This is a genomic window from Chryseobacterium sp. ERMR1:04 (assembly GCF_001297705.1).
GTDB lineage: Bacteria > Bacteroidota > Bacteroidia > Flavobacteriales > Weeksellaceae > Chryseobacterium.
The window spans coordinates 198,924-222,180 of record NZ_LIRF01000003.1; the positions used below are offsets into that span (position 1 = coordinate 198,924).

The 23,257-nt window shown below is 34.3% G+C and carries 24 protein-coding genes; 15 read left to right on the forward strand and 9 right to left on the reverse strand.

The genetic code is table 11. From position 1 onward, the window contains the following. Nucleotides 1-68 precede the first annotated feature (68 nt). The 4 genes from AMQ68_RS00970 (at nt 69) to AMQ68_RS00985 (ending at nt 3,253) form a co-directional block, all read left to right on the forward strand. Entirely contained in the window at nt 69-1,049 is a 981-nt protein-coding gene (locus AMQ68_RS00970; RefSeq protein WP_054508772.1) for an acyl-ACP desaturase, read from the forward strand. Nucleotides 1,050-1,143: 94 nt separating this feature from the next. Beyond that, nucleotides 1,144-1,575, forward strand: a complete 432-nt coding sequence (locus AMQ68_RS00975) for a BT0820 family HAD-type phosphatase (protein WP_054508773.1) — start codon at nt 1,144-1,146, stop codon at nt 1,573-1,575. Nucleotides 1,576-1,679: 104 nt separating this feature from the next. Then, nucleotides 1,680-2,489, forward strand: coding sequence for a type I methionyl aminopeptidase (gene map, locus AMQ68_RS00980; protein ID WP_054508774.1), 810 nt, complete (start codon nt 1,680-1,682; stop codon nt 2,487-2,489). After that, nucleotides 2,489-3,253, forward strand: a complete 765-nt coding sequence (locus tag AMQ68_RS00985) for a class I SAM-dependent methyltransferase (protein WP_054508775.1) — start codon at nt 2,489-2,491, stop codon at nt 3,251-3,253. Before map ends, AMQ68_RS00985 begins: the two co-directional genes overlap by 1 nt. 54 nt (nt 3,254-3,307) lie before the next feature. Here AMQ68_RS00985 and AMQ68_RS00990 read toward each other — a convergent pair whose 3' ends face one another. From AMQ68_RS00990 to AMQ68_RS01000, 3 genes are all read right to left on the reverse strand, one after another. Continuing rightward, nucleotides 3,308-4,018, reverse strand: coding sequence for a T9SS type A sorting domain-containing protein (locus tag AMQ68_RS00990; RefSeq protein ID WP_054508776.1), 711 nt, complete (start codon nt 4,016-4,018; stop codon nt 3,308-3,310). A 40-nt stretch (nt 4,019-4,058) separates the two neighbouring features. After that, complete coding sequence (locus AMQ68_RS00995; RefSeq protein ID WP_054509970.1) at nt 4,059-4,385, reverse strand: multidrug efflux SMR transporter; 327 nt, start codon at nt 4,383-4,385, stop codon at nt 4,059-4,061. Nucleotides 4,386-4,520: 135 nt separating this feature from the next. Further along, complete coding sequence (locus AMQ68_RS01000) at nt 4,521-5,084, reverse strand: Crp/Fnr family transcriptional regulator (protein WP_054508777.1); 564 nt, start codon at nt 5,082-5,084, stop codon at nt 4,521-4,523. A 331-nt stretch (nt 5,085-5,415) separates the two neighbouring features. Here AMQ68_RS01000 and AMQ68_RS01005 point away from each other — a divergent pair, with 331 nt between their 5' ends. From AMQ68_RS01005 to AMQ68_RS01045, 9 genes are all read left to right on the forward strand, one after another. Beyond that, nucleotides 5,416-6,414 (forward strand): LacI family DNA-binding transcriptional regulator, encoded by a 999-nt coding sequence (locus AMQ68_RS01005; RefSeq protein ID WP_054508778.1) that lies wholly within the window; start codon nt 5,416-5,418, stop codon nt 6,412-6,414. 33 nt (nt 6,415-6,447) lie between these two features. Further along, the gene (locus AMQ68_RS01010; RefSeq protein ID WP_054508779.1) at nt 6,448-7,338 is read left to right on the forward strand and encodes a carbohydrate kinase; all 891 of its coding nucleotides are present in this window, start codon (nt 6,448-6,450) and stop codon (nt 7,336-7,338) included. 123 nt (nt 7,339-7,461) lie between these two features. After that, nucleotides 7,462-7,677, forward strand: coding sequence for a hypothetical protein (locus tag AMQ68_RS01015; RefSeq protein ID WP_054508780.1), 216 nt, complete (start codon nt 7,462-7,464; stop codon nt 7,675-7,677). A gap of 100 nt (nt 7,678-7,777) precedes the next feature. Next, the gene (locus AMQ68_RS01020) at nt 7,778-9,025 is read left to right on the forward strand and encodes a sugar MFS transporter (RefSeq protein ID WP_054508781.1); all 1,248 of its coding nucleotides are present in this window, start codon (nt 7,778-7,780) and stop codon (nt 9,023-9,025) included. 56 nt (nt 9,026-9,081) lie between these two features. Further along, nucleotides 9,082-9,930 (forward strand): sugar phosphate isomerase/epimerase, encoded by an 849-nt coding sequence (locus tag AMQ68_RS01025; protein WP_054508782.1) that lies wholly within the window; start codon nt 9,082-9,084, stop codon nt 9,928-9,930. 115 nt (nt 9,931-10,045) lie between these two features. After that, entirely contained in the window at nt 10,046-10,921 is an 876-nt protein-coding gene (gene era / locus AMQ68_RS01030; protein WP_054508783.1) for a GTPase Era, read from the forward strand. Between the two features lie 68 nt (nt 10,922-10,989). Beyond that, nucleotides 10,990-11,418: a DoxX family protein gene (locus tag AMQ68_RS01035; protein WP_054508784.1), complete on the forward strand. Its 429-nt coding sequence runs from the start codon at nt 10,990-10,992 to the stop codon at nt 11,416-11,418. Between the two features lie 257 nt (nt 11,419-11,675). Further along, the gene (locus tag AMQ68_RS01040) at nt 11,676-14,078 is read left to right on the forward strand and encodes a S9 family peptidase (RefSeq protein WP_054508785.1); all 2,403 of its coding nucleotides are present in this window, start codon (nt 11,676-11,678) and stop codon (nt 14,076-14,078) included. Between the two features lie 217 nt (nt 14,079-14,295). After that, nucleotides 14,296-14,799 carry a GNAT family N-acetyltransferase gene (locus AMQ68_RS01045; protein ID WP_054508786.1) on the forward strand — a complete coding sequence of 168 codons (504 nt, stop codon included), beginning with the start codon at nt 14,296-14,298 and terminating at the stop codon, nt 14,797-14,799. 716 nt (nt 14,800-15,515) lie between these two features. Here AMQ68_RS01045 and AMQ68_RS01050 read toward each other — a convergent pair. Next, nucleotides 15,516-16,211 carry an HAD family hydrolase gene (locus AMQ68_RS01050; RefSeq protein WP_054508787.1) on the reverse strand — a complete coding sequence of 232 codons (696 nt, stop codon included), beginning with the start codon at nt 16,209-16,211 and terminating at the stop codon, nt 15,516-15,518. Nucleotides 16,212-16,301: 90 nt separating this feature from the next. On the opposite strand from AMQ68_RS01050, the gene AMQ68_RS01055 reads away from it, so the two are divergent. Next, a complete protein-coding gene (locus tag AMQ68_RS01055) occupies nt 16,302-16,880 on the forward strand; it encodes a Crp/Fnr family transcriptional regulator (RefSeq protein ID WP_054508788.1) in 579 nt (192 codons plus the stop codon). Between the two features lie 55 nt (nt 16,881-16,935). Here AMQ68_RS01055 and AMQ68_RS01060 read toward each other — a convergent pair whose 3' ends face one another. From AMQ68_RS01060 to AMQ68_RS01080, 5 genes are all read right to left on the reverse strand, one after another. After that, a complete protein-coding gene (locus tag AMQ68_RS01060; RefSeq protein ID WP_054508789.1) occupies nt 16,936-17,763 on the reverse strand; it encodes a GLPGLI family protein in 828 nt (275 codons plus the stop codon). A 93-nt stretch (nt 17,764-17,856) separates the two neighbouring features. Then, nucleotides 17,857-19,218 (reverse strand): MATE family efflux transporter, encoded by a 1,362-nt coding sequence (locus AMQ68_RS01065; protein ID WP_054508790.1) that lies wholly within the window; start codon nt 19,216-19,218, stop codon nt 17,857-17,859. Between the two features lie 113 nt (nt 19,219-19,331). Next, nucleotides 19,332-20,516 (reverse strand): sigma-54 dependent transcriptional regulator, encoded by a 1,185-nt coding sequence (locus tag AMQ68_RS01070; RefSeq protein ID WP_054508791.1) that lies wholly within the window; start codon nt 20,514-20,516, stop codon nt 19,332-19,334. A gap of 56 nt (nt 20,517-20,572) precedes the next feature. Continuing rightward, nucleotides 20,573-21,232, reverse strand: a complete 660-nt coding sequence (locus tag AMQ68_RS01075) for a YggS family pyridoxal phosphate-dependent enzyme (RefSeq protein WP_054508792.1) — start codon at nt 21,230-21,232, stop codon at nt 20,573-20,575. Nucleotides 21,233-21,443: 211 nt separating this feature from the next. Next, a complete protein-coding gene (locus tag AMQ68_RS01080) occupies nt 21,444-22,298 on the reverse strand; it encodes a polysaccharide deacetylase family protein (protein ID WP_054508793.1) in 855 nt (284 codons plus the stop codon). A gap of 340 nt (nt 22,299-22,638) precedes the next feature. On the opposite strand from AMQ68_RS01080, the gene AMQ68_RS01085 reads away from it, so the two are divergent. Further along, nucleotides 22,639-23,208 (forward strand): Crp/Fnr family transcriptional regulator, encoded by a 570-nt coding sequence (locus AMQ68_RS01085; protein ID WP_054508794.1) that lies wholly within the window; start codon nt 22,639-22,641, stop codon nt 23,206-23,208. Nucleotides 23,209-23,257: the final 49 nt, after the last annotated feature.

Genomic DNA, 23,257 nt, shown 5'->3' on the forward strand with positions numbered 1-23,257 from the left:
ACATATAGTATTATGCGCCAAATAATAAATAAATCATATCTTTGCAAATTAAAATTTAAATAGTAAAAATGTATCAGAAGCTTGTAAGGAGAGAAGTAATGGGAATTTTGGAAAAGGAAGTAGGTTCTTTTCTGGATAAATTTTTGACTCCAATTGAAAAAATTTGGCAACCCTCAGATTACCTTCCGGACCCTTCAAGTGCAGATTTCAAACACGATTTAGAGGAAATTCAGACTTTTGCTCGCGAGATGCCTTATGATCTTTTTGTTACATTAATCGGAGATTGTATTACTGAGGAAGCTCTTCCTTCTTATGAATCTTGGTTAATGGGGGTAGAAGGAATCAATCAGGAGGAAAACAAAGTAGGTTGGGCAAACTGGATCAGATCTTGGACTGGTGAAGAAAACAGACACGGAGATTTACTAAATAAATATCTTTACCTGTGCGGTAGAGTAAACATGAGACAAGTCGAGATCACAACTCAATATTTGATCAGTGACGGTTTCGATATCGGTACAAGCATGGATCCTTACAGAAACTTTATTTATACAAGTTTTCAGGAAACAGCAACCAATATTTCTCACAGAAGAGTAGGAACATTAGCAAAGCAGTCTGGAAACGGAAAATTAGCTAAAATGTGTGGGGTAATTGCTGCAGATGAAGCGAGACACGCTAAAGCTTACAAACATTTCGTTGCAAAAATTCTTGAACTGGATCCATCAGAAATGATCTTGGCATTTGAAGATATGATGCGTAAGAAAATTGTAATGCCTGCGCATTTGATGAGACAATCTGGTCAGAAAGCGGGTGAACTTTGGGGGCATTTCTCAGATGCTGCACAAAGATGTATGGTGTATACGGGTCAGGATTACATCAATATTATGAAAGACTTATTGGATGAATGGAAGATTGAGCACGTAAAAGGTCTTAACGAAAAGGCAGAAAAAGCTCAGGAATATCTAATGAAATTACCGGGAAGGTTACAGAAAATTACAGACAGAGTTTCTACTCCGGATCTGCAATTTCAGTTTAGCTGGGTAAAAAGTTAGTTCCATATTATCATTAAATTATAAAGTAAGAGTGCTCAATGTTTTTGGCACTCTTTTTATTTCTTATCTTTGCACTTCTAAATCATAAGGGAACATGATGAACAATAAAAAAATTGCTGTAGACTTTGATGGAACTATCGTAGATGATGCATATCCGGCAATTGGTAAGGCGAAAATTTTCGCTTTCGAAACATTAAAAAAATTACAAGGTCAAGGATTCAGATTAATCCTTTGGACATACAGACACGGAAAAACACTGGATGAAGCTGTAGAATTCTGCAAAAACAACGGAATTGAATTCTATGCAGTAAATTCAAGTTTTGAAGGAGAAGTCTTTGATCCTCAAGCACAATCAAGAAAACTGGATGCCGATTGGTTTATTGATGATAGAAATTTAGGTGGATTCCCAGGTTGGGGCGAAATCTATAATATCATTAATGAAAGAATAGAATTCCGTGTGGAAGGAAAAGAAGTCTTAGCGTATTCTAAGCTTAAAAAAGAAAAGAAAAAAGGTTTATTCTGGTAGAATAAATAATGTAACAATTTATCAATATAACAATCTACCAATCAGGATAAACAAATATTGTTGCACTGATACACTGTTATATTGTTACATGTATAAATTAAACAATGATTCAATTAAAAACAATAGACGAACTTCGTCTTATGAGAGAAAGTGCTCAGTTGGTTTCCAGAACATTAGGAATGTTGGCGAAAGAGATCAAACCTGGGATCACCACTTTATATTTAGATAAATTAGCACATGATTTTATTAAAGATCATGGCGCTGAACCTGCATTTTTAGGATATGGAGGTTTTCCAAATTCTTTATGTATTTCTCCAAACGATCAGGTAGTACACGGTTTTCCAAACAATGATATTGTGAAAGAAGGCGACGTACTTTCTGTGGATTGTGGAGCTATTTTGAATGGTTTCGTTGGAGACCATGCCTATACTTTTGAAATCGGAGAAGTAAAGCCGGAAGTTAAAAAACTTTTGAAAGTTGCCAAAGAATCTTTATACAAAGGGATCGCGCAATGTGTAAGAGGAAAAAGAATCGGAGATATTTCTCACGCTATTCAGGCTCATTGTGAAAAAGAAGGATATGGAGTGGTAAAAGAACTGGTAGGTCATGGATTAGGAAGAAAAATGCATGAAGATCCTCAGGTTCCTAACTACGGAAAACAAGGAAGTGGTAAGGTGATCAAAGACGGTTTAGCCATTGCTATTGAGCCTATGATCAACCTTGGAACAGAGAAAGTAAAATTCCATAATGATGGATGGACGGTTACTACTTTAGATAACTTGCCTTCTGCTCATTTCGAACATGATGTTGCGGTAATCAATGGGAAGCCGGTATTGCTTTCTACTTTCAAATATGTTTACGAGGCTTTAGGAATCGTAAGTAATGAAGAGGAGCCTTTCCAAATGGATTTTTAATGAAAAAAGTAACGAAGCTTTTATTAAATAAAATTCCGCGTCCGATGCTTATTAAGATGAGTATCTGGGCAAGACCTCTTATTTATCAGTTTTTTAAAGGAGAAAATTTCTATGATCCTATCGACGGAAGATCTTACCGAAAGTTTCTTCCTTACGGCTATGGAAATCAGAGAGAAAATGCTCTTTCTCCGGGAACGTTAAGTTTAGAAAGACACCGCCAGATGTGGCTGTATCTTCAAAATGAAACTGATTTTTTTATTAAAAACGCTAAAGTTTTACATATTGCTCCAGAGCAGGAATTTTTAAGAAAATTCAAAAGAATGAGAAATCTGGATTACATTTCAGCCGATTTATTCTCTCCAATTGTAGATGTAAAAGCTGATATTCTGGATCTTCCTTTCCCTGATGAAAGTTTTGATATTGTTTTTTGTAATCATGTATTGGAACATATTGAAGACGATGCAAAAGCCATCAGTGAACTATATAGAGTAATGAAACCGGGTGGATGGGGAATTTTTCAGGTTCCGATGAGAAATTCATTGGAGAAAACCTACGAAGATTTCACGATTAAAGACCCGAAAGAGCGTCAAAAACATTTTGGACAATATGATCACGTCCGTTGGTACGGAATGGATTATTTTGACCGTTTGAGAAAAGCAGGTTTTAAAACAGAACCTAATTTCTATTCTCGACAATTTACAGAAGAAGAAATTAAAAAGTACGGATTAAGACAAAATGAGATCTTACCTGTAGTATATAAATAACAAAAAACGTCTTCAAATTTTGAAGACGTTTTTGCTTTTTATCGATTGAGAAATTTATTCTTTGGTAAATTTATACGGAGCATAATTTTCTACAGCTACAATATATTGCCCTTTCTGTAAACTGCTTGTTTCAATTTTTACTTTTTGATCGTTGCTTTTTGTTTCAAGAACTAATTTTCCTGATAAATCATATACTTTTATAGAAAGGTTCTTATTAAGATTTTCAATGGTTAAAACATCCTTTACCGGATTAGGATAGGCGATAAAAGATTTCTTTTCTACTTCACTTTCTTTAGTACTTAATTGAGATGTATTATTATAGTATACTTTATTTCCTGAAGGATCTGTAATAGCTAATGTTTTTACGTTACCATTCGTTGTTATCTGGTAACTATAAATTGATGAGTATGCTCCATTACCATAAATATTACAGTTTCTCTGATCATAATTTCTAGCGGCTATGGCATTTCCTCCATCATAAACTGCCAATGTACATGTACTGGCGGTTTTTATAAGGTTTGTAGTGCCCGGCATAATTCCAAAAGCCATAAGAGAAGTATTATAATATCTAGAATTAAAAACATAACTTGTACCTCCTGCCGAGTTAAATGTAGAAGGAGAAACAGTATTATCCATAAAAGGAGTGTTCGTAGTCTGTCCTGTACTTGTTACCATCTTGGAAATATACCAGTTGTTAGAAAGTAAGTCAGAAGTTTGGGCAGCGAGTAAACCGCCTGTTAATAAAAGGAATAAAGCTTTTTTCATAAGGTTAAAAATTTTTCACAAAGATATGAAAAAAAAAATCCTAGTGAGACACCGCTTTCAATCCAATCACAGAACCTACTAAGGTTACAATGAAAAATATTCTCCAAAAGCTTATAGGATCTTTAAAAAAGAAAATTCCCATTAATACAGTTCCTATCGCCCCAATTCCTGTCCACACTGCATAGGCTGTTCCTATGGGTAAGGTTTGAGTTGCTTTAATCAATAGAAGCATACTTACCGTTAAAGAAATCAAGAAACCTGCAAACCAATAGTACATGGTGGTTCCTGTTGTTTCTTTTACTTTTCCCAAACAAGATGCAAAAGCAACTTCAAATAATCCTGCGATGATTAAGATAATCCAATTCATTTTTTTAATTTTTCTGCTGCAAAGTTCTGCATTTATCAGCATTTAAAATTTTACAAATGTTAAAAAATGAAAGTAAAACTAAATAATAAACCCATTCATACTAAAACTCTATGACATTCAAATCCTCAAAATCTATCATTTAATTTCCGCCCGAATTCTACTCAAGCTCACTTGGGTAATTCCTAAGTAGGAAGCAATATAGCCTAACTGAACTCTTTTTAGAAGATCAGATTTATCCCGCATTAAATCTTTGTAGCGTTCCAACGCTGTTTTAAATTGTCTCGAAATAATAAGTTCTTCTGTTTTTACCAATTCTCTTTCTGCGAACCTTCGCCCCCAATTCGCAATGTGAATATCTTCGTTGAATAATTTTCTTAAACTTTCCGTTTCAAGTTTATACAATTCACAATCCTCAAGGAGTTCAATATTTTCATAACCAGGCTTGTCTTCAACGTAGCTTTTCATTGAAATGACAGTTTCTCCTTCACTTCCGAACCAAAAAGTAATGTCATTTTCTGCAGTAGAGGCGTAGGCGCGAACAATTCCTTTTTTTATAAAAAAGATATAGGGAATTATCTTATCAGCTTCCATCAGGCAAAAATTTTTCGGATGTGAAATCTCGATAATATGTTTTTTCAAACTCAGTCGAGAGCTTTCCGGTAAAGGGTAAATTTGGTCAAGGATAATATCTATATTCATAAAAATGAAGTGTAACACACCAAAATTATTGGTTTAAAAGGATATTTTCATCAAAAATATAATTATTTTAAAAATATATTGAATTTTAACAAGATAAACGTTTAACCAAAATCATAACCAAATCATAAGGTAAAGAATTGATATTGAGTTAATATTAAATTAATACAAGGAGTTGTTTTTGGTTAATATGTTGATATTTAACTAATTGTGAATTCTGTTGATCCGGTTTTTAAAAAGCTGCGAAAGTACAATAATTTTCCAATTGACCAAAAAAAACAGCCTATTGTTTTGTTTGTATTTTATGAGATATTTTTGCCTATTAATTGATCGTATGAAAAGAGCTTCCATAAAAGACATAGCGAGAATTGCCGGTTTTTCTGTTGCAACGGTTTCCTATGTTTTAAATAAAAAAGAAGGAAGCAGAATAAGTGATGCTACCAAAGAAAAGATCCTTGAAGTAGCGGAAAGTATCAACTATATTCCCAATAAAATTGCAAAAAGTCTGAAAATGAGTAAAAGTAAGCTGATAGGGCTTATTCTTGCTGATATTTCGAACGATTTTTACTCGAATATTGCCAGACATATTGAAGATGAGGCCATGAAGTTTGGCTATACATTACTTATTGGAAGTTGTGATGAGAATCCTGAAAAGTTTAGAAAACTCACCGAACTTTTCTCTGAACAGCAAGTAGACGGAATGATCTTAGCTCCCGTGGTTGATTCTGATGAAGCAGTATTGAAACTCTTAAAAGAAGAATATCCTATTGTAACGATTGACCGCTATCTTAAGAATATCAATATTCCGGGGATTATGATTAATAATGCTGAGATATCTGAGAGCATTTGTGAATTTTTAGTAGAGAAAAATTTTGAAGAAATTATCTATGTAGGGTACGATACCAAACTTCCTCATTTGTTGGATAGACAAGAAGGATTTGACAAACGTATTTCTACTGCTGATATTCAATATAAAAAAGTATTAATTGGAATTCATAATATCACGGAAGAAATCTATAACGGACTGGACGAGCATTTGAATCTTTCTAAAAAAACAGCGTTGTATTTTTCGAGTAACAAATTGGGGATTGCAGGATTGAGTTATTTAAATCAAAAAAACATTAAAGTTCCGCAGGAAGTTTCAGTCATTGCTTTTGATGAAACAGAGGCATACAGTCTTTTCCCAACTGAGGTTAGCTATGTGCAGCAACCTTTAATGGATATGGCAAAAGAAGCGGTGAAAGTTCTTGATGCCCAGATCTATAATTATACCGTTGATGGAAGAAAAATCAGCTTTCCGGCTAAACTAATCAATAAAAAATCAGTACAATAAAAAATTTAATAATCAGCTTAAACGTTTAATCTTATGATAAAAGAAAATCCTTATGTAGTGTGTTTTGGTGAAGTTCTTTGGGATATATTTCCTCAGGGTACCAGAGCAGGAGGAGCTCCTTTCAATGCAGCATATAATATTTCCAAAATGGGAACTGATGTGAAAATGCTCAGTAGAATTGGGAATGATGAATTGGGTGAAAAATTAATCCACCAGATAAATACTTGGGGGCTGACTACAGATTATATTCAGGTAGACAACGAACATCCTACAAGTACTGTTATCGCAAAAATAGATGAAGAGAATGAAGCAACGTATGATATTGTAAATCATGTAGCTTGGGATTACATTGATTTTTTACCGGAACATGAAGAGTTGATATCCAACGCAGAAGCTTTTGTTTTCGGAAGTCTTTCTGCAAGAAATCCAAAGTCTAGAGAAACGTTGTTAAAACTTTTGAAGTTTGCGAAACTTAAAATATTTGATGTTAACTTCAGACCACCGTTCATTGATCTTGAATTGATTAAAGAATTATTGTTCCAGGCAGATATTGTAAAAATGAATAAAGCTGAAATGAGACAGATCATGCAGTTTTTCAGTGAAGAATACAAAAGCGAAGATGAAAGTGCTGCTTTTATTCAAAATCATTTTAATATCAAAGAAATTGTTCTTACGAAAGGAAGTAAAGGAGCCCGATATTTTGTGGGAGATCAAAATTATGGCTTTTCTGCGGTTCCTATAGAAATTGCTGATACCGTAGGAAGTGGAGACGCTTTTCTTGCTGGTTTCATCTCTAAAAGAGTTCAACTGAAAAGTCCTGAAGAAATTATGAAAGAAGCCATTTCGTTGGGTGCTTTTATTACTTCAAAATCGGGTGCTTGCCCGGATTATGAATATGAAGAATTTGAAAAATTCAAAAAATAGGATCAATTAACAGACTTTTATTTAAAAACACACAAATATGAATTCAGCTAAATCTAAAGAAAAGAAATATCTTTTCGTATTCTACTTGGTAATCTCTATTTTCTTTTGTGGGGGATTGCCTTTATGATTGGAAAAGAGGTCAACAATAATTTTGAAGACATCCTTAGTATTTCTAAATCGGAATCAGAAGTGATATTGTTCTCCGTTTTTGGAGCCTATGCTTTATTAGGAATTCCGTCAGGATTTTTAATAAAAAAATTAGGGTATCCATTTTTGCAACTGGACATTTTTGTTTTATTCCTATTGAAGACATTAGGTCTTATGCTTGCTTTAGATTAGCATTATTTATACTTGAAAATAGATACGGTCGTTTGAAAAACGCAGCATTTACAAAAAATTAAAAATCAGTCAATAAACTTTTAATATTAAAAAAGCAGCCATGAGTTCAGCTAAATTTACTGAAAAGAAATACCTAGTCGTATTCTCTTTTGTGATCTCTCTTTTCTTTTTCTGGGCGATTGCGCTTACGATGGGAGATGTATTAAATAAGCATTTTCAAAATGTTTTGAGTATTTCCAAATCAAAATCAGGATTGGTACAGCTTTCCATTTTTGGGGCGTATGCTTTAATGGGAATTCCTGCAGGGCTTTTTATGAAAAAGTTTGGTTATAAGTTGGGTGTTATTTTAGGACTGATATTGTTTGCCGGTGGATGTTTTCTTTTTATTCCGGCTGCCGAAAACAGATCTTTTAATTTCTTTAGGCTTGCTTTATTTATCCTGGCGATGGGGATGGCAACGTTAGAAACGGTGGCTCATCCTTTTGTTGCCGCTTTAGGAGACGAAAGAACCAGTGATCAACGCGTGAACTTTGCACAGTCTTTTAACGGATTGGGTGCGATTATTGGTCCACTTCTCGGTGGGTTTTTCATCTTTGGATCTGGCGGAGATGATGGCAATTCTTTAGATTCTGTAAAAAGCTTATATGCTTGGATCGGGATGATCATTTTGACCATTACCATTATATTTTTCTTTATAAAAGTTCCGAATTTAAAAGATCCTCATGCAGAAGAAGTTGAACTTCTTGAACAGGCAACGGGCGAAGATCACCACCACGATAGCAATCCCGCTGCGCCACTTTGGAAACAGAGACATTTTATTTTTGCTGTTATTGCTCAGTTTTTCAATATTGCAGCACAGGGAGGAACGTGGGCATTCTTCATTAATTATGGAGTAGAAAAAATGCATCTTCAGGAGATTCAGGCTTCCTATTACTTTTCTTTAAGTATGGCGATGATGATGATCGGGCGTTTTGTGGGAACTTTCTTAATGAAATATATTGCTCCCAACAAGCTGCTGGCGATTTCAGCAGTTTGTAATATCGTGCTTTGTCTTATTATTTCTCAAAGTTTTGGATGGGTATCATTTATCAGTTTAATTATGTTGAACCTATTCCTGAGCATTATGTATCCTACTATTTTTAGTCTTGGTCTTAAAAGATTAGGAAACAAAGTTCAGCAAGCTTCGTCTTTCCTTGTGATGGCGATGTTTGGAGGAGCAGTTTTCCCGCCCATTATGGGAAGAATTGCAGAAACGGATGTTGCACATGCCTATTTGTTGCCAATCATCTGCTATGTGATCATTATTCTGTTTGCATTAAAATTCTACAAACCCAAGACGCTTAAATAACACTTACGATACATGTTTTTATCTAAAGCTTTTGGTCTAATCAAATCTTAATTAAAATGAATATAAAATTTGGAGCCTCACTTCTTTCATGGGTTACCCCAGACTGGAATCCGGAAGCGGGAAAATACGCCATTGAAAAAACAGCAAAAGCTGGATTTGATTTAATCGAAATTTTACTTCCTCCTTCCATGGAATTCAATGTTCAAGAAGTGGGAAGGCAGCTTAAAGACAATCAGCTGGAGGTTGTTTGCTCATTAAACCTTCCCAAAGAAGCTCATATTGCTTTTCATCCCGAGGCTGCTGAAAGATTAATGAAGCAGGCAGTTGATAAAACGGATGCATTAGAAGCCCATCATTTAACGGGAGTTCTTCATGGAGGAATCGGAGTTTTTTCAGGAAACCCTTTAACTGAAAATGAATCTGAAAAGATTGTTCAAGTATGGAGTAATGTTGCCGATTACGCTAAAGAAAAAGGAATAGATATTTCCATAGAGCCTGTTAACCGGTATGAAAGTTATGTTTGTAACACTGCAAAAAACGTGTTGGATTTGATTTCAAAAACAGGAAAAGAGAATCTATTTCTGCATTTAGACACCTTTCATATGAATATTGAAGAAAATAATTTTTATGATCCGATTATTATGGCGGGCAATAAACTTAAACATATTCACATGACAGAATCTCACCGTGGCATGCTTGGTGAGGGCACGGTAAATTGGAATGAACTCTTTAAATCACTGAATGAAATCAATTTTGAAGGAAACCTCGTACTGGAAAATTTTTCATCATCAGTTCCTGGAATGCAGCAAATGGTATCGTTATGGCAAAAGTCGCCACACGATGCTGAAGAATTGGCCTTGGGAAGTTTAGAATTTATGAAAGATCATAGTATGAGTTACCTATAATTTACAAATAATAAATTTTTCTATCATAAGAAAGGCTTTTTATTTCAAATCTTTTAACATTAGCCTTAAAGACCAGTTTTGTTTTAGTAACTTTGCATTTTGTAATATTATTTTTATGCACAAAGCAGGATTTGTAAATATAGTTGGGAAACCCAATGCCGGAAAATCTACCTTATTAAATGAATTAATGGGAGAGAAGCTGGCTATTGTAACCCAAAAAGCACAGACAACAAGACACAGAATTTTTGGAATTTATAATGAAGAGGATGTACAGATTGTATTTTCGGATACGCCTGGAGTTTTAGATCCTAAATATGGCCTTCAGGAGAAAATGATGGATTTTGTAAAGGATTCTTTACAGGATGCTGATGTTTTCTTATTTATTGTAGACGTAACAGATAGATCTGAGCCATCAGAATTTTTGATTGAAAAATTAAATAAAATCCCGGTTCCGGTTTTACTTTTATTGAATAAAGTAGACAAGACGGATCAGGCAGGTTTAGAAAAATTGGTAGAGGAGTGGCATGCAAGAATTCCTAAAGCTGAAATTCTTCCTATTTCTGCATTGAATGCATTTAATACGGATATTATTCTTCCTAAACTTAAATCGATGTTACCGGAAAGTCCGGCGTACTACGACAAAGATCAGTATACCGATAAACCGGAAAGATTTTTCGTAAACGAGGCTATTCGTGAGAAAATTCTTTTAAATTATGAAAAGGAAATTCCTTATTCAGTGGAAGTGGTTACAGAACAGTTCAAGGAAACTGATGGAATTATCTTCATAGACGCAGTAATTTATGTAGAAAGAGATACGCAGAAGGGGATCATCATTGGTCACAAAGGAGAGGCTATTAAAAAAGTTGGAATAGAAGCAAGACTGGATCTTGAAAAGTTTTTCTCTAAAAAAATACACTTAACATTATTTGTAAAAGTGAAAAAAGATTGGAGAAAAAATGATAGAGATTTAAAGAATTTCGGGTACAGATAAACTAAAAAAGTCAATATTCATCGTCATATTAAAAGAATTTTATTAACTTTATCTTTAAATTTTGATTGATGAATTATTTAAACTCAAAGTCTAACCCTATTTATGTAGATATTATCTTGTTAATTGTAAGGGTATTTATAGGATTTGCGATGCTTTCCCACGGTTTTCCGAAACTTCAGATGCTGTTGGATGGGGGCGAAATTAAATTTTTTAATTTTCTCGGATTAGGTCCTATGATCTCTTTAATACTAACGGTTGCCGCAGAATTTGCTTGTTCAATTCTCCTTATTTTAGGGCTTTTTACAAGAATATCATTAGGGTTTCTTATTTTCACAATGATTATTGCCTGTTTTGTGGTTCACGGAGCAGATAGTTTTGATAAGAAAGAACTGAGTCTAATCTACTTATCAGTCTATCTTCTTTTAATGGCATATGGAGCAGGAAAGTTCTCTGTAGATCATATGATTGAAAAAAGAAAAAGAGCATCTGATTGGTAAGATTTATTAAGAAATAATTTATTTCTATTTAAAATAGAAATAGCATAAACTAAAAGACATAATTAAAAATTATGTCTTTTTCTTTTTTATGATATTGCATTCGAAAGGGGAAGGGATATTATTAAGTTCGGTAAGTGTAATGCATATCTCTAACAAGTTATATTCAACAATAAATAAAAAAGTAGTAAATAATGTATTTGCTGCTTTTTGTATGGTTAAAAATTCATTAATTTCGTAGCAATTGAAATAAATATATAATGAAGATAAAATTAACGATCTGTTTGCTTGCATTTCTTAATTTCTACGATGCTCAGGAAAATATTACGTACCAAAAGCCATCTGCCGAAATTCTTAAACTTGCGGATTACGAAAGACCACCCAATGTTTTAATGAACAGTAAAAAAGACTGGGTTATTTTCGCTTACCGTCCGACGTACAAAACATTGGAAGATCTTAGTCAGCAGGAAATGAAGTTGGGAGGGCTTAGGATTAATCCTGTGACCAATATTTCAAGTACAGCGACTTATTCAAATAATCTGAAGGTTAGAAAATTGAATGATAAGGTTGAAGTTCAGGTTAAAAACTTACCTGCAAATCCTAAAATCACCAATACTTCTTTTTCACCGGACGAAAAAAAGTTAGCTTTTACCAACACAACTGCTAAAGGAGTAGAGCTCTGGATCATTGATCTGGAAACGGCTACCGCAAAAAAAATAACGAGCGATAATCTGAATGCCAATTTAGGAAGTCCATATGTTTGGTATAAAGATTCTCAGAATGTATTAATTAAAACCCTTCCTCAAAACAGAGGAACTTTAATAGATGCAAGCAAAGACCTTCCAACTGGACCTATTGTTTCTACAGCAGACGGAAAAGTGTCTCAAAACAGAACATATCAGGATCTTCTTAAAAATCCACAAGACGAAAAGAATTTTGAAATCCTTACTGCGTCTGATATTTACAACGTTGACTTAAATGGAAACTTGAAGAAAGTAAAAGAACAGGATCTATATTCTGGATTAAGTTTTTCGCCGGATGGAAACTATATGATGGCAACAACAATCAAAAAGCCATTTTCATATATCGTTCCTCTCAACAGATTTCCCATCACGACAACGGTATATGATGTCAATGGAAATGTAGTAAAAGTAGTGAACGAAGTTCCGTTGAATGAAATAATGCCTAAAGGTTTTTCTTCGGTAAGAACAGGAAAAAGAGATCTGGGCTGGAGAAGTGATGCGCCTGCTACATTGGTGTATACTGAAGCGTTGGATGGAGGAGATCAATCTAAAGCGGTAGATTACAGAGATGAGATCTTTACTTGGGAAGCACCATTTAGCGCCAATCCAAAATCATTCTTTAAGACAAAACAAAGATATGAAGATGTAAGCTGGACAAATGATCATTATGCCATCGTTTCAGAAGGTTGGTATGATACCAGAAATACAAAATCTTATTTAATCGACTTAAATAACAATGAGTCTAAAGTCATTGATGATAGAAATTATCAGGACGTTTATAGCGATCCGGGGAGTTTCAACACGACTAAAAACCAATTCGGAAGAACGGTTGTTGATATGAAAGGAGGGAAGGCTTATCTTATCGGAGAAGGTTTTACCAAAGACGGGCAGCATCCATTCATCGACGAAATGGATATGAAAACGCTGAAAAAGAAAAGGCTCTACACTTCAAACCTTAAAAATGCTAAAGAAGAAATTAGGGATATTCTGAATCCATCAAAAGGAGAGGTTTTAACCATTCAGCAATCGGCAAGTCAGTATCCTAATTATTTCAAAAAGAATATCAAGTCTAATAAAACAGAAGCAGTCACTAATTTTGCCAATCCTTTTGAAAGCATCAAAGATGTATATAAAGAAGTGATTACCTACAAAAGAAATGACGGAGTTACCTTAACGGGAACGCTTTATCTTCCGGCCAACTACGACAGAAAAGCGAAGAAAGAAAAGCTTCCTTTATTAATCTGGGCGTATCCTACAGAATATAAAGATAAAAATACAGCTGGGCAAAACACCCAAAATCCTAATGAATTTACCTTCCCGTATTACGGTTCTTTTGTGTACTGGACAACCAAAGGATATGCAGTATTGGATGATGCAGCTTTCCCAATCATTGGAGAAGGGAAAACGGAACCTAACGATACTTTTATCCCTCAGTTAGTGGCTAACGGAAGAGCAGCAATTGATGCGGTAGATCAGTTAGGATATATCGACAGAACGAAAGTTGCAGTAGGAGGTCACTCTTATGGCGCCTTTATGACGGCCAATCTTTTAACGCATTCTAAAGATTATGCTTGTGGAATTGCAAGAAGTGGAGCGTACAACAGAACCTTAACACCGTTCGGTTTCCAGAGCGAACAGAGAAATTATTGGGATATTCCTGAAATCTACAACGCGATGTCTCCGTTCATGAATGCAGATAAGATGAAAACGCCGTTACTTTTGGTTCATGGTGATGCAGACAATAATCCTGGGACATTCACTTTACAGACAGAAAGATATTTCCAGGCATTGAAAAACCTTGGAGCTCCTGTAAAAATGGTGTTACTTCCAAGAGAAGCGCACAGTTATGTAGCTAAAGAAAATATACTTCACCTTCTTTGGGAACAGGATCAGTTTCTGGAGAAATGTTTGAAGAAATAATAATTGATCATACAACTCGTTCTTTTTAGAGCGAGTTTTTTTATGATTGTCATTGCGATGAGCGAAGCGAAGAAGCAATCTCATTGTAAGAAATAGAATTATTTATAATATCTAAAATTTAACAATTTGATTCTGAGTTTGATATTTGGAATTCAATTTTTAGTATTTAGTTAAATGAATCATTTTTAAGATATTTGCAAAAAAGTTCACAAACAGAATGGAAGAAATAAAATTCAGAAACGCAAGCCCCCAAGACTTACCAAAAATTGTAGAGATCTATAATTCAACCATCCCATCAAGAATGGTAACGGCTGATACAGAAAATGTTTCTGTGGAAAGCAGACAACAATGGTTTAATGAACACAATCCTGATACCCGACCACTTTGGGTGATTGAAGATCTTCAAAACAATACGCTGGGTTGGGTGAGTTTTTCATCATTTTACGGAAGACCGGCTTACAACGGAACTGTTGAAATCAGTATTTATATGGATGAAAGCTGCCGTGGAAAAGGTCTTGGCAAGAAAGTTCTTCAATATTGTATTGATAACGCGGGGAAATTTGGCGTAAAAACATTGCTGGGCTTTATCTTTTTACATAATGAACCGAGTTTAAAACTCTTCAGACATTTCGGTTTCGAAGATTGGGGCACCTTTCCTGATGTCGCTGTTTTGGATGGTATAGAAAGGAGCTTGGTGATTCTTGGCAAGAGAATCAATTAGTCATTTGGGGTCATTGCGAGGAGCGAAGCGACGAAGCAATCTCAAAATTTCATTACTCATTACCAATTATTCATTGCTAATTTTCAGAAGCAATTTCCCGCTTTCCGCACTCGCTATTTTTCTTTTTGTAAAAGAAAAATGAGCTCAAACAAAGCTCCAATCGGGGCTAAGGTTTTTGTCGTTCTTTTCAACAGTCACAATCACCATAAAGTTTGTGATCCTGTAAGGATCTCAACAGCAACATTCAAAAAACGGTTAGAGATTCTTCATTCCACTGCATTTCATTCAGAATGACAGATTTCAGAAATATTTCAAGGCAAAAGAAGAAAACTATTTATTCACAATCTTCATAAGCGCTTCCTTATACGCCTAAACCTAACAGGTTTTCAAAAACCTGTTAGGTTTGTTTTACTGCTTATAAAAATTAACATAAAAAATGCAAACATAGAATATCTGGGCTAAGGTTTTTGTCGTTCTTTTCAACAGTCACAATCACCATAAAGTTTGTCATCCTGTAAGGATCTCAACAGTAACATTCAAAAAACGGTTAGAGATTCTTCATTCCACTGCATTTCATTCAGAATGACAGATTTCAGAAATATTTCAAGGCAAAAGAAGAAAACTACTTCTTCATAATCTTCATAAACTCTTTCTTATAGATCTAAACCTCACAGGTTTCGAAAACCTGTGAGGTTTGTTCTTTTTTTCAAAAATAATCAGCAACCAAGCAATCCCAAAATTTCATCAATCCTCTTTAATTCAAAAAAGTTTTCATGTTTCAACGGTTGGTGATGTTGCTCGTGGGTCCAGGTAACATGATAAGGAATATGAGCTGCAGTTCCACCCATTTCCAATACAGGCAAAATATCCGATTGTATTGAATTGCCTAACATGAGGAAGTTTTCAGGCTTGCAATCCAAGTGTTTCAGTAGCTTTTCATAATCGCTTACTTTCTTGTCACTCATGATTTCGATATGATGAAAATAACTTTGTAACCCTGATTTTTTTAGTTTACGTTCCTGATCCAGCAAATCTCCTTTTGTGGCAATGACTAATCTGTATTTTCCGTGTAAGCTTTCCAATGTGTGCGATACGCCATCTAAAAGTTCAATTGTTTTTTGTAATAATTCATGGCCAAGTTCAATTGTTTTATTGACCAATTCTAATGAAGCTTTCCCATTGGAAACTCTATTAATGGTTTCTATCATGCAAAGCATAAAGCCTTTTACGCCATAACCATATAAGGGCAGGTTTTGCATTTCGGTAGTAAATAATTCTTTTGATACCGCATGTTGTGGTAAATAATCTTTAAGAAGAGCACAAAATTCTTTTTCGGTTTCCTGAAAATAAGGCTCATTAATCCATAAAGTATCATCTGCATCAAAGGCAATTGTTGTTATAGTATTGTTCATATTCTATTCACGTTAATTTTTGTAATTTTCCGCCGACAAAATTCAGTATAAAAAATAAAAAAGAAAAGGACAATTGTCCCAAACAAGAATATGCTACGTACGAATCCACTATTTTTAGACTATCTGGAAGAACTTTATAACAAGCAGGAAAATAAAAACGATATTGTCCTGAAATCTTTTGAAAAAGGAGATAGAATATTAACACAGAATGAAATTTCAACTAAAATAATGCTCATCAAAAGCGGAATTACGAAATGTTATTTTGTTGAAGAAAACGACAAAGAATATATCGTAGAGTTTTTGGGAAAAGGCGAGATCATAGGTGAAATTGAAGTAATAAAAAATGTTTCCTGCCTTTGTAGCATTGAAGCGATGACAGAAGTAAGCGTTTATTCGATGACAATTCCTTATTTTCAATCATTGATTAAAAGTGATTTGACTTTAAATAACTTATTGCTTGATGTTTTTGCGGAACGTATTGTTAATACTTCAAGCAGAGCTTCTTATCAACAGCTTCATACCACAGAGCACACCTTGTCTCAACTTCTTGAGTTAAAATCCAAAGAAATGGAAATTTCAAAAGAAGATATGGCCGCCTATTTGGGAATCACGGTAAGGAGTTTGAACAGGGCTTTAAAGGAACTCAAAGAAAATAACAGCGAAGAGTAATTAATGTAATAAAAAAAATCTGCGTGATGTACAAGACTTCACGCAGGTTTTTTAATTAATTACTTTTAAAAAGAGGTTCTTTATCCTTTTCAATATAGATGTAACGGTTTTTTATCCCACTTTGAAGCATTCCTCTTTTTTTATTGAGCTCTTCAATAGATTCTATACTTTCATTTTTAAATGTAGTTTTCTGTCCGTTTTTTATACTTTCTGAAAGCATTCTTGTTGGATTCTCGTAAATATCTTCAATGTAAGTGTTGAACTTTTGATTGGAAATAGGAATCGCCGGTTTACCATAATGAGTTTCTACAAATTGATGGGTATCATAATTCGTATCCAGCTTTTTATTGCTAACCAGTTTATAGATGAAATTTTTATCAGTGTCTTCCAGAATAAAAATAAGCCCCGGAAGTCCTCGGAATTTATAAGGACCTTCTTTGATGTTAACTTCATTGGAAAACCATGCATCCCATGTTCTTCCTCCAAAATCGGTTGTTGCCTTTTGCAGTTTGTATCCGTTGTATTCCTGGGTTTCCTGAAGAAGTTTCCACTTCATTTCATCGTTGGTTTTTACAACGAAATATTCAAAAAAATCTCTGTACCAATTATTTTGAAAAGAATTGGGAGCCCTTTCAATAATCTGATCTGTTTTTGTGCTGTAATGAGAAGTTTCTTGTTTTCTTGCTTTGTTTATGGAATCATACTCTGCAAATTTCGTGTCGTAAAATTTCACTGATCTCGGGCTAATATCAAGATTCATGAGTGTTTTTCTATAGTCTTCCGAATTATTTTTTCGGGACTGAAGCTCATAGATAAATCTGTTCGTTTGGGATTGGTAGAATGAACCTGCATATAAAGCCAGCAGGAATATCAATTTTTTCATGTTTTATTAATTGTAATAAGTGCGCAAAAATAAAAAAAGCTACGGAAAGTCCTAGACCTTGCGTAGCTTTTTTAGCAATTTATTGTTATTTATTTATGCATTCTGCTTCACTCTCTTCGCAGACATATTTAAAAATCGTTTAACAAGCATTACCGCAGAGATTGTTAATCCCAATCCTAAGGCAATCCACATTCCGAATGCTCCCATTTCCATCGTTACACAAAGGAAATACCCTAAAGGAATAGTAATCACCCAATACGCAATAAAGGTATAAATAGAAGGGATTTTAACATCCTGTAAACCTCTCAACATTCCTAAAGCCGTTACCTGAACACCATCTGAAAGTTGGAATAAAGCAGCAATGATCATTAATTTTGATGCCAATTGAATTACTTCTACCTCTTCTTTTTTGGTGAAGAAAGTAGGAAGGATATCTTTCCCAATGATGAAAACAACTCCGCAAATACACATGAAAATAAAGGCAATTTTCAGGTTATTGATACCTACTTTTCTAAGTTCAACAAAGTTTTGTTCACCCATTTTTTTACCGATCATCACGGTTGAAGCAACACTGAATCCGATACATAAATTAAAGGTGAATGAAGCCATGCTTAAGGCAATCTGGTGGGAGGCAATATCATGCGCGGAAATTAGTCCACAAATAAAAGCAGCCCCTGCAAAAGCGGTAACTTCAAAAAACATTTGTAAAGCAGTAGGGAAACCCAGTCTCACCATTTTTTCAAACATTGCTTTCGTAAAGACCTGAATTTTTAACGAAAAATCTTTGATATACTGTCTTGTTTTCTTCTCTTTTAAAAGCACATAGTATAAGAAAACCACCATGAAAATTCTGGCAATTAAACTGGCTAATGCAGAACCTTTTACACCCATTTCTGGGAAGATCCAAAGTCCTTTAATGAAAACATAGTTTAAAACAATGTTAATGATATTCGCAAAGATGGTCGCTTTGGTAACTCCAATGGTATAGGATAGTCCTTCAGAAACCTCTCTTAAGGTCTGAAAAGCCATGAAAGGCACAATGCTCACCGCCATAATTCCTAAGAAATGGACTGTATCAGGAACAATCTTTGCAGGCTGCCCCGAATGATAGAGTAGAGGAAGTCCCAAAAGCAGGACACCCATTAACACAACTCCTACAGTCATATTGATAACGAATCCGTGACTGAAAACGGAATTAATTGTTTTGTGATCACCTCTGGACTGCGCTTCTGAAACCAATGGTGGAATGGCAAAAGAAAATCCCAACGCCAATACAAACATGGAGAAAAATACGGCATTTCCTAAAGAAACAGAGGCTAACGCATCAGCTCCTAATAATTTTCCGACAATAATATTGTCGAAAAGATTCACCGAGACTTGCCCCACCTGCGTCAACATGACAGGAAGAGCCAGCGTAAGGCATTCTTTTGTATATTTTTTATCTAAAAATTTCATAATAGTTTATCGTTCATATCGTTTTAATCAAATTTGTTTTAGAGTTTAAAACAAAAAAAATTGCAGTAACAAATGATACTGCAATTTTTAATATATTTAAAATAATAATTAAATTATTTCCTTACAAAACTTGCAACATCCTCTGCGGAAACAGTATTTCCACCAAGAATAATTAATCTTTCTACCACATTTCTTAATTCTCTGATATTCCCAGTCCAAGAAAGGGCTTTCAATGCTTCAATAGCTTTATCATCAAATTTTTTCACAGCAGTACCATGTTCGTCAGCAATCATGTTCGAAAAATGGTCTACCAATAATTTGATATCGTCTTTTCTCTCATCCAATGGTGGAACATAGATTTCAATTACAGAAAGTCTGTGGTAAAGATCTTCTCTGAATTTTCCTTCTTCAATTTCCTTCTGCATGTTTTTATTCGTTGCTGCAAGAACTCTTACATCAACTTTAATTTCCTTGTCGCTTCCAACAGGAGATACTTTGCTTTCCTGTAAAGCTCTTAAAACTTTAGCCTGAGCAATAAGACTCATGTCTCCGATCTCATCTAAGAAAATCGTTCCTCCATTCGCTTGCTCAAATTTTCCTTGCTTATCTTTAATAGCTCCTGTAAAAGAACCTTTAACGTGTCCGAAAAGTTCAGATTCAATTAATTCTGAAGGTATTGCAGCACAGTTTACTTCAATCATCGGGCCTCTTGCTCTTTCACTTTGATTGTGGATAGAGTGGGCTACCAATTCTTTTCCGGCACCATTGGGACCTGTGATCAATACTCTTGCATCAGACACAGCCACCTTTTCGATCATATCCTGAATCTTCTGTAATCCTGCAGATTCACCGATCATTTGGTACTTTTTGTTAACTTTTTTCTTTAGCGTTTTATTTTCGGTCTGAAGATTTTTGTTTTCTTTCTTCAATGTTTCTTTTACCAAAGCATTTTTTACGCTTGTAATCAAACGGTTGATGTCTATAGGCTTAGAAATGAAGTCGTATGCACCATCCCTTAAACAAGAAACAGCAGAATCAATATCTGCGTGTCCTGAGATCATGATAAAAGTAGTTTCAGGTTTCAAAGCCAAACTTTGCTTTAAAAGCTCTGTGCCTGAAAGCTTAGGCATTTTAATATCGGAGATCACCAATGCGAAATCTTCTTTTTCTACTTGTTTATAGCCTTCTAAACCATCTTCGGCGATTACAAATTCGTAATTGGTAAGCTCATCCGAAAGAATACTGTGAAGTACTCCGGAGATTGCTTTTTCGTCTTCTACAATAAGGATTTTTTGCATAGTTGCAAATTTAATTTTTTTGATTGAATTATTAGCAAAAACTATACCTAAATATTCTATTTTGAATAATCTCTTCTTCCGAAAATTGCCGATCCAACGCGTACAGAATTGGCACCGCATTCAATGGCTATCGGGAAATCGTCACTCATTCCCATTGATAATGTTTCTAGTTTTTTTAATTGATTTAATTCATCAAAAACTTTTTTCAAGATTAAAAATTCCTTTTTTACCTGATCTTCGTCATCTGTGAAAGTTGCCATTCCCATTAAACCGGTAATTTCGATATGGGGGAAATCGCCATTGATGTATTTTTTGAACAAATCTTCAGCCTCTGCAATTTCAAGTCCGAACTTGCTGTCTTCTTTAGCAATTTTCACCTGTAATAATACTTTGATGCTGCGGTTGTGTTTTCCTGCTTCTTTATTAATTTCTGCCAATAGTTTCTCAGAATCAACACTTTGAATAGTGTCAATAAATTCTGCAATATATTTTACTTTATTGGTCTGTAAATGCCCAATCAGATGCCATTCAATATCTTTTGGAAGCAGAGGATATTTCTCTAATAATTCCTGAACTTTATTTTCTCCAAAAACTTTTTGTCCCAACTCATAAACCTCCTGAATCGATGAAACAGGGTGGGTTTTGGAAACTGCAACCAACTGCACATTTTCTGGAAGCTGATTTTTTATTATATGATAGTTTTCTGTAATGCTCATAATTGCAAATTTCTGAATTTTAAAAGCAAAAAACTAATGAATTTGCAAAATTTTAGTTGTGAATATTAAATCTGGTTCTCATTCCGTAGGATAAAAACTCCACATTATTTTTGTCATTCCGGAGGAATCTAACCAATATTTTTTAATTACTAGATATAGATTCCACGCTCCACTACGTTTCGCTCTGAATGACAACTAAATGCTAAAAAAATTAATTCAAAATCTCGTTGATCTTCGGATAGGCAGATATTTTTCTAAATACAAACCTGTTGGTTTTTTGAAGTTTCTCAATAAAAAGATCTAGTTCATCAAGAGAATCCGAGTCGGTTAAATATTGGTCATGCGTAAGAAATACCAAGTGTCTTGATGTTTTTTCAAGGTCATTATAGAAAATACTATCTACTTTTTTCAACATTAGCTGATGATTTCCTTTCAACGCCATTTTATTGGTTGGTTTCCATTCCAGATCCCAACCGATTACTTTATAGCCGGCTTTTTTCAGGCTGTTGGCGGCAAGAGTAGAGCTCTTGATATCGGTAGCAGTAATATTGTTAAGTCTCCAGATATTTCTTCCGGGAGTTCTTGCAATTTTATCGGTTAGTTTTAAACTGTCTTTTGCAATGTCAAAATCACGGACTACAGCCTCAGGATTTTTATAGAAATCTGTATATTTATTGTGGGCGTGGGTATAACTATGATTAGCCAATTCCACTAAAGGATCTTTTTTTAGAAGCTCAATGCCATCTTTTTGCTTTTTACTTCCATAGGCATGTTGACCTACCAGAAAAGCGGTTGCGCATACGTTTCTTTTATTCAAAATTCTCAGAAGGTTCTCGGTTCCCTGATTAGGACCATCATCGAAAGTAAGGTAAATAACTCTTTTATCTGAAGAAACATTTTCATCATCAATAGTAGGAGCTGCTTTTGCGACGGGATGGGCGTTAGAAATTATCTTTTCAGATTTTTTCTTGTCACAACTGTTAAATAAAATTGAAGTTGCACTCATCAATGCAATCATCCCAAGAAAAGTCTTGTTTTTAGACTTTTCCGCAAAAAGTTTTTTCATAAAAGTATTGGAAATTTGATTGTTAAAAATCGTTAAATTTTACGAATAAGTGTTAACAAATTATATGCCATATGTGCTTAAAATTTCACTTTTTAAGGATATTTTAATTTATTTGTTATTAGAGGATTCCATTTTCTAATTCTTTGTATTATTTTGTTTTTTTAGATAAAGATTTTATCATTCATAATTAACAATAAAAGCCTTTAAGCGATATTGAATATACTAGTTTGAATTGTTTACATTATTAATTTGAAAAGACGCGAAGATTTAAAAATTTCACACATTAAAAGAAGAGGAAGGATTTGTATATTTGAAATAGCAGAAAATAGGAAATCCCCTGATGAGTTTAGCACTAAGAAAACATTTAGAAGAATTGATATCTCTCACAGACGAAGAGTTTGAACATATCCAATCTTTTTTCAAATTTAAAAAGCTTAAAAAACACCAATACTTAATTCAGGAAAATGAATTGGTGACCACTATTTACTTTGTTACGAAAGGTTTGTTGAAAGCTTCTTTCATTGATAAAGAAGGCAAAGAACATATTATTCAGTTTGCGATGGAGAACTGGTGGATATCAGATTTTCAATCTTTTTACAATGGATTGCCCTCGGTTATCAATATAGACTGTTTGGAAGAGGTAGAATTATTTGGGATATCTAAAGAGAATTTAGAAAAAATGTGCTCAGAAAACCATAAGATGGAACATTTCTTTAGAGTTAAAAATAGTTTTGGCTATGTGGCTTTACAACAGAGAATTTTATCTCTGCTTACCACCAATGCAAAAGAACGATTTGAGCAGTTTTCTCATCAGTATCCTCAATTGATTCAAAGAATTCCCAAAGCGGTAATCGCATCTTATCTAGGGGTTTCAAGAGAGACGTTGAGTAGGATTTCAAATAAACTGTGACATTCATCACACGAAATAAGTGATGTAAGTCCTGTTTTCAAAAGACAAA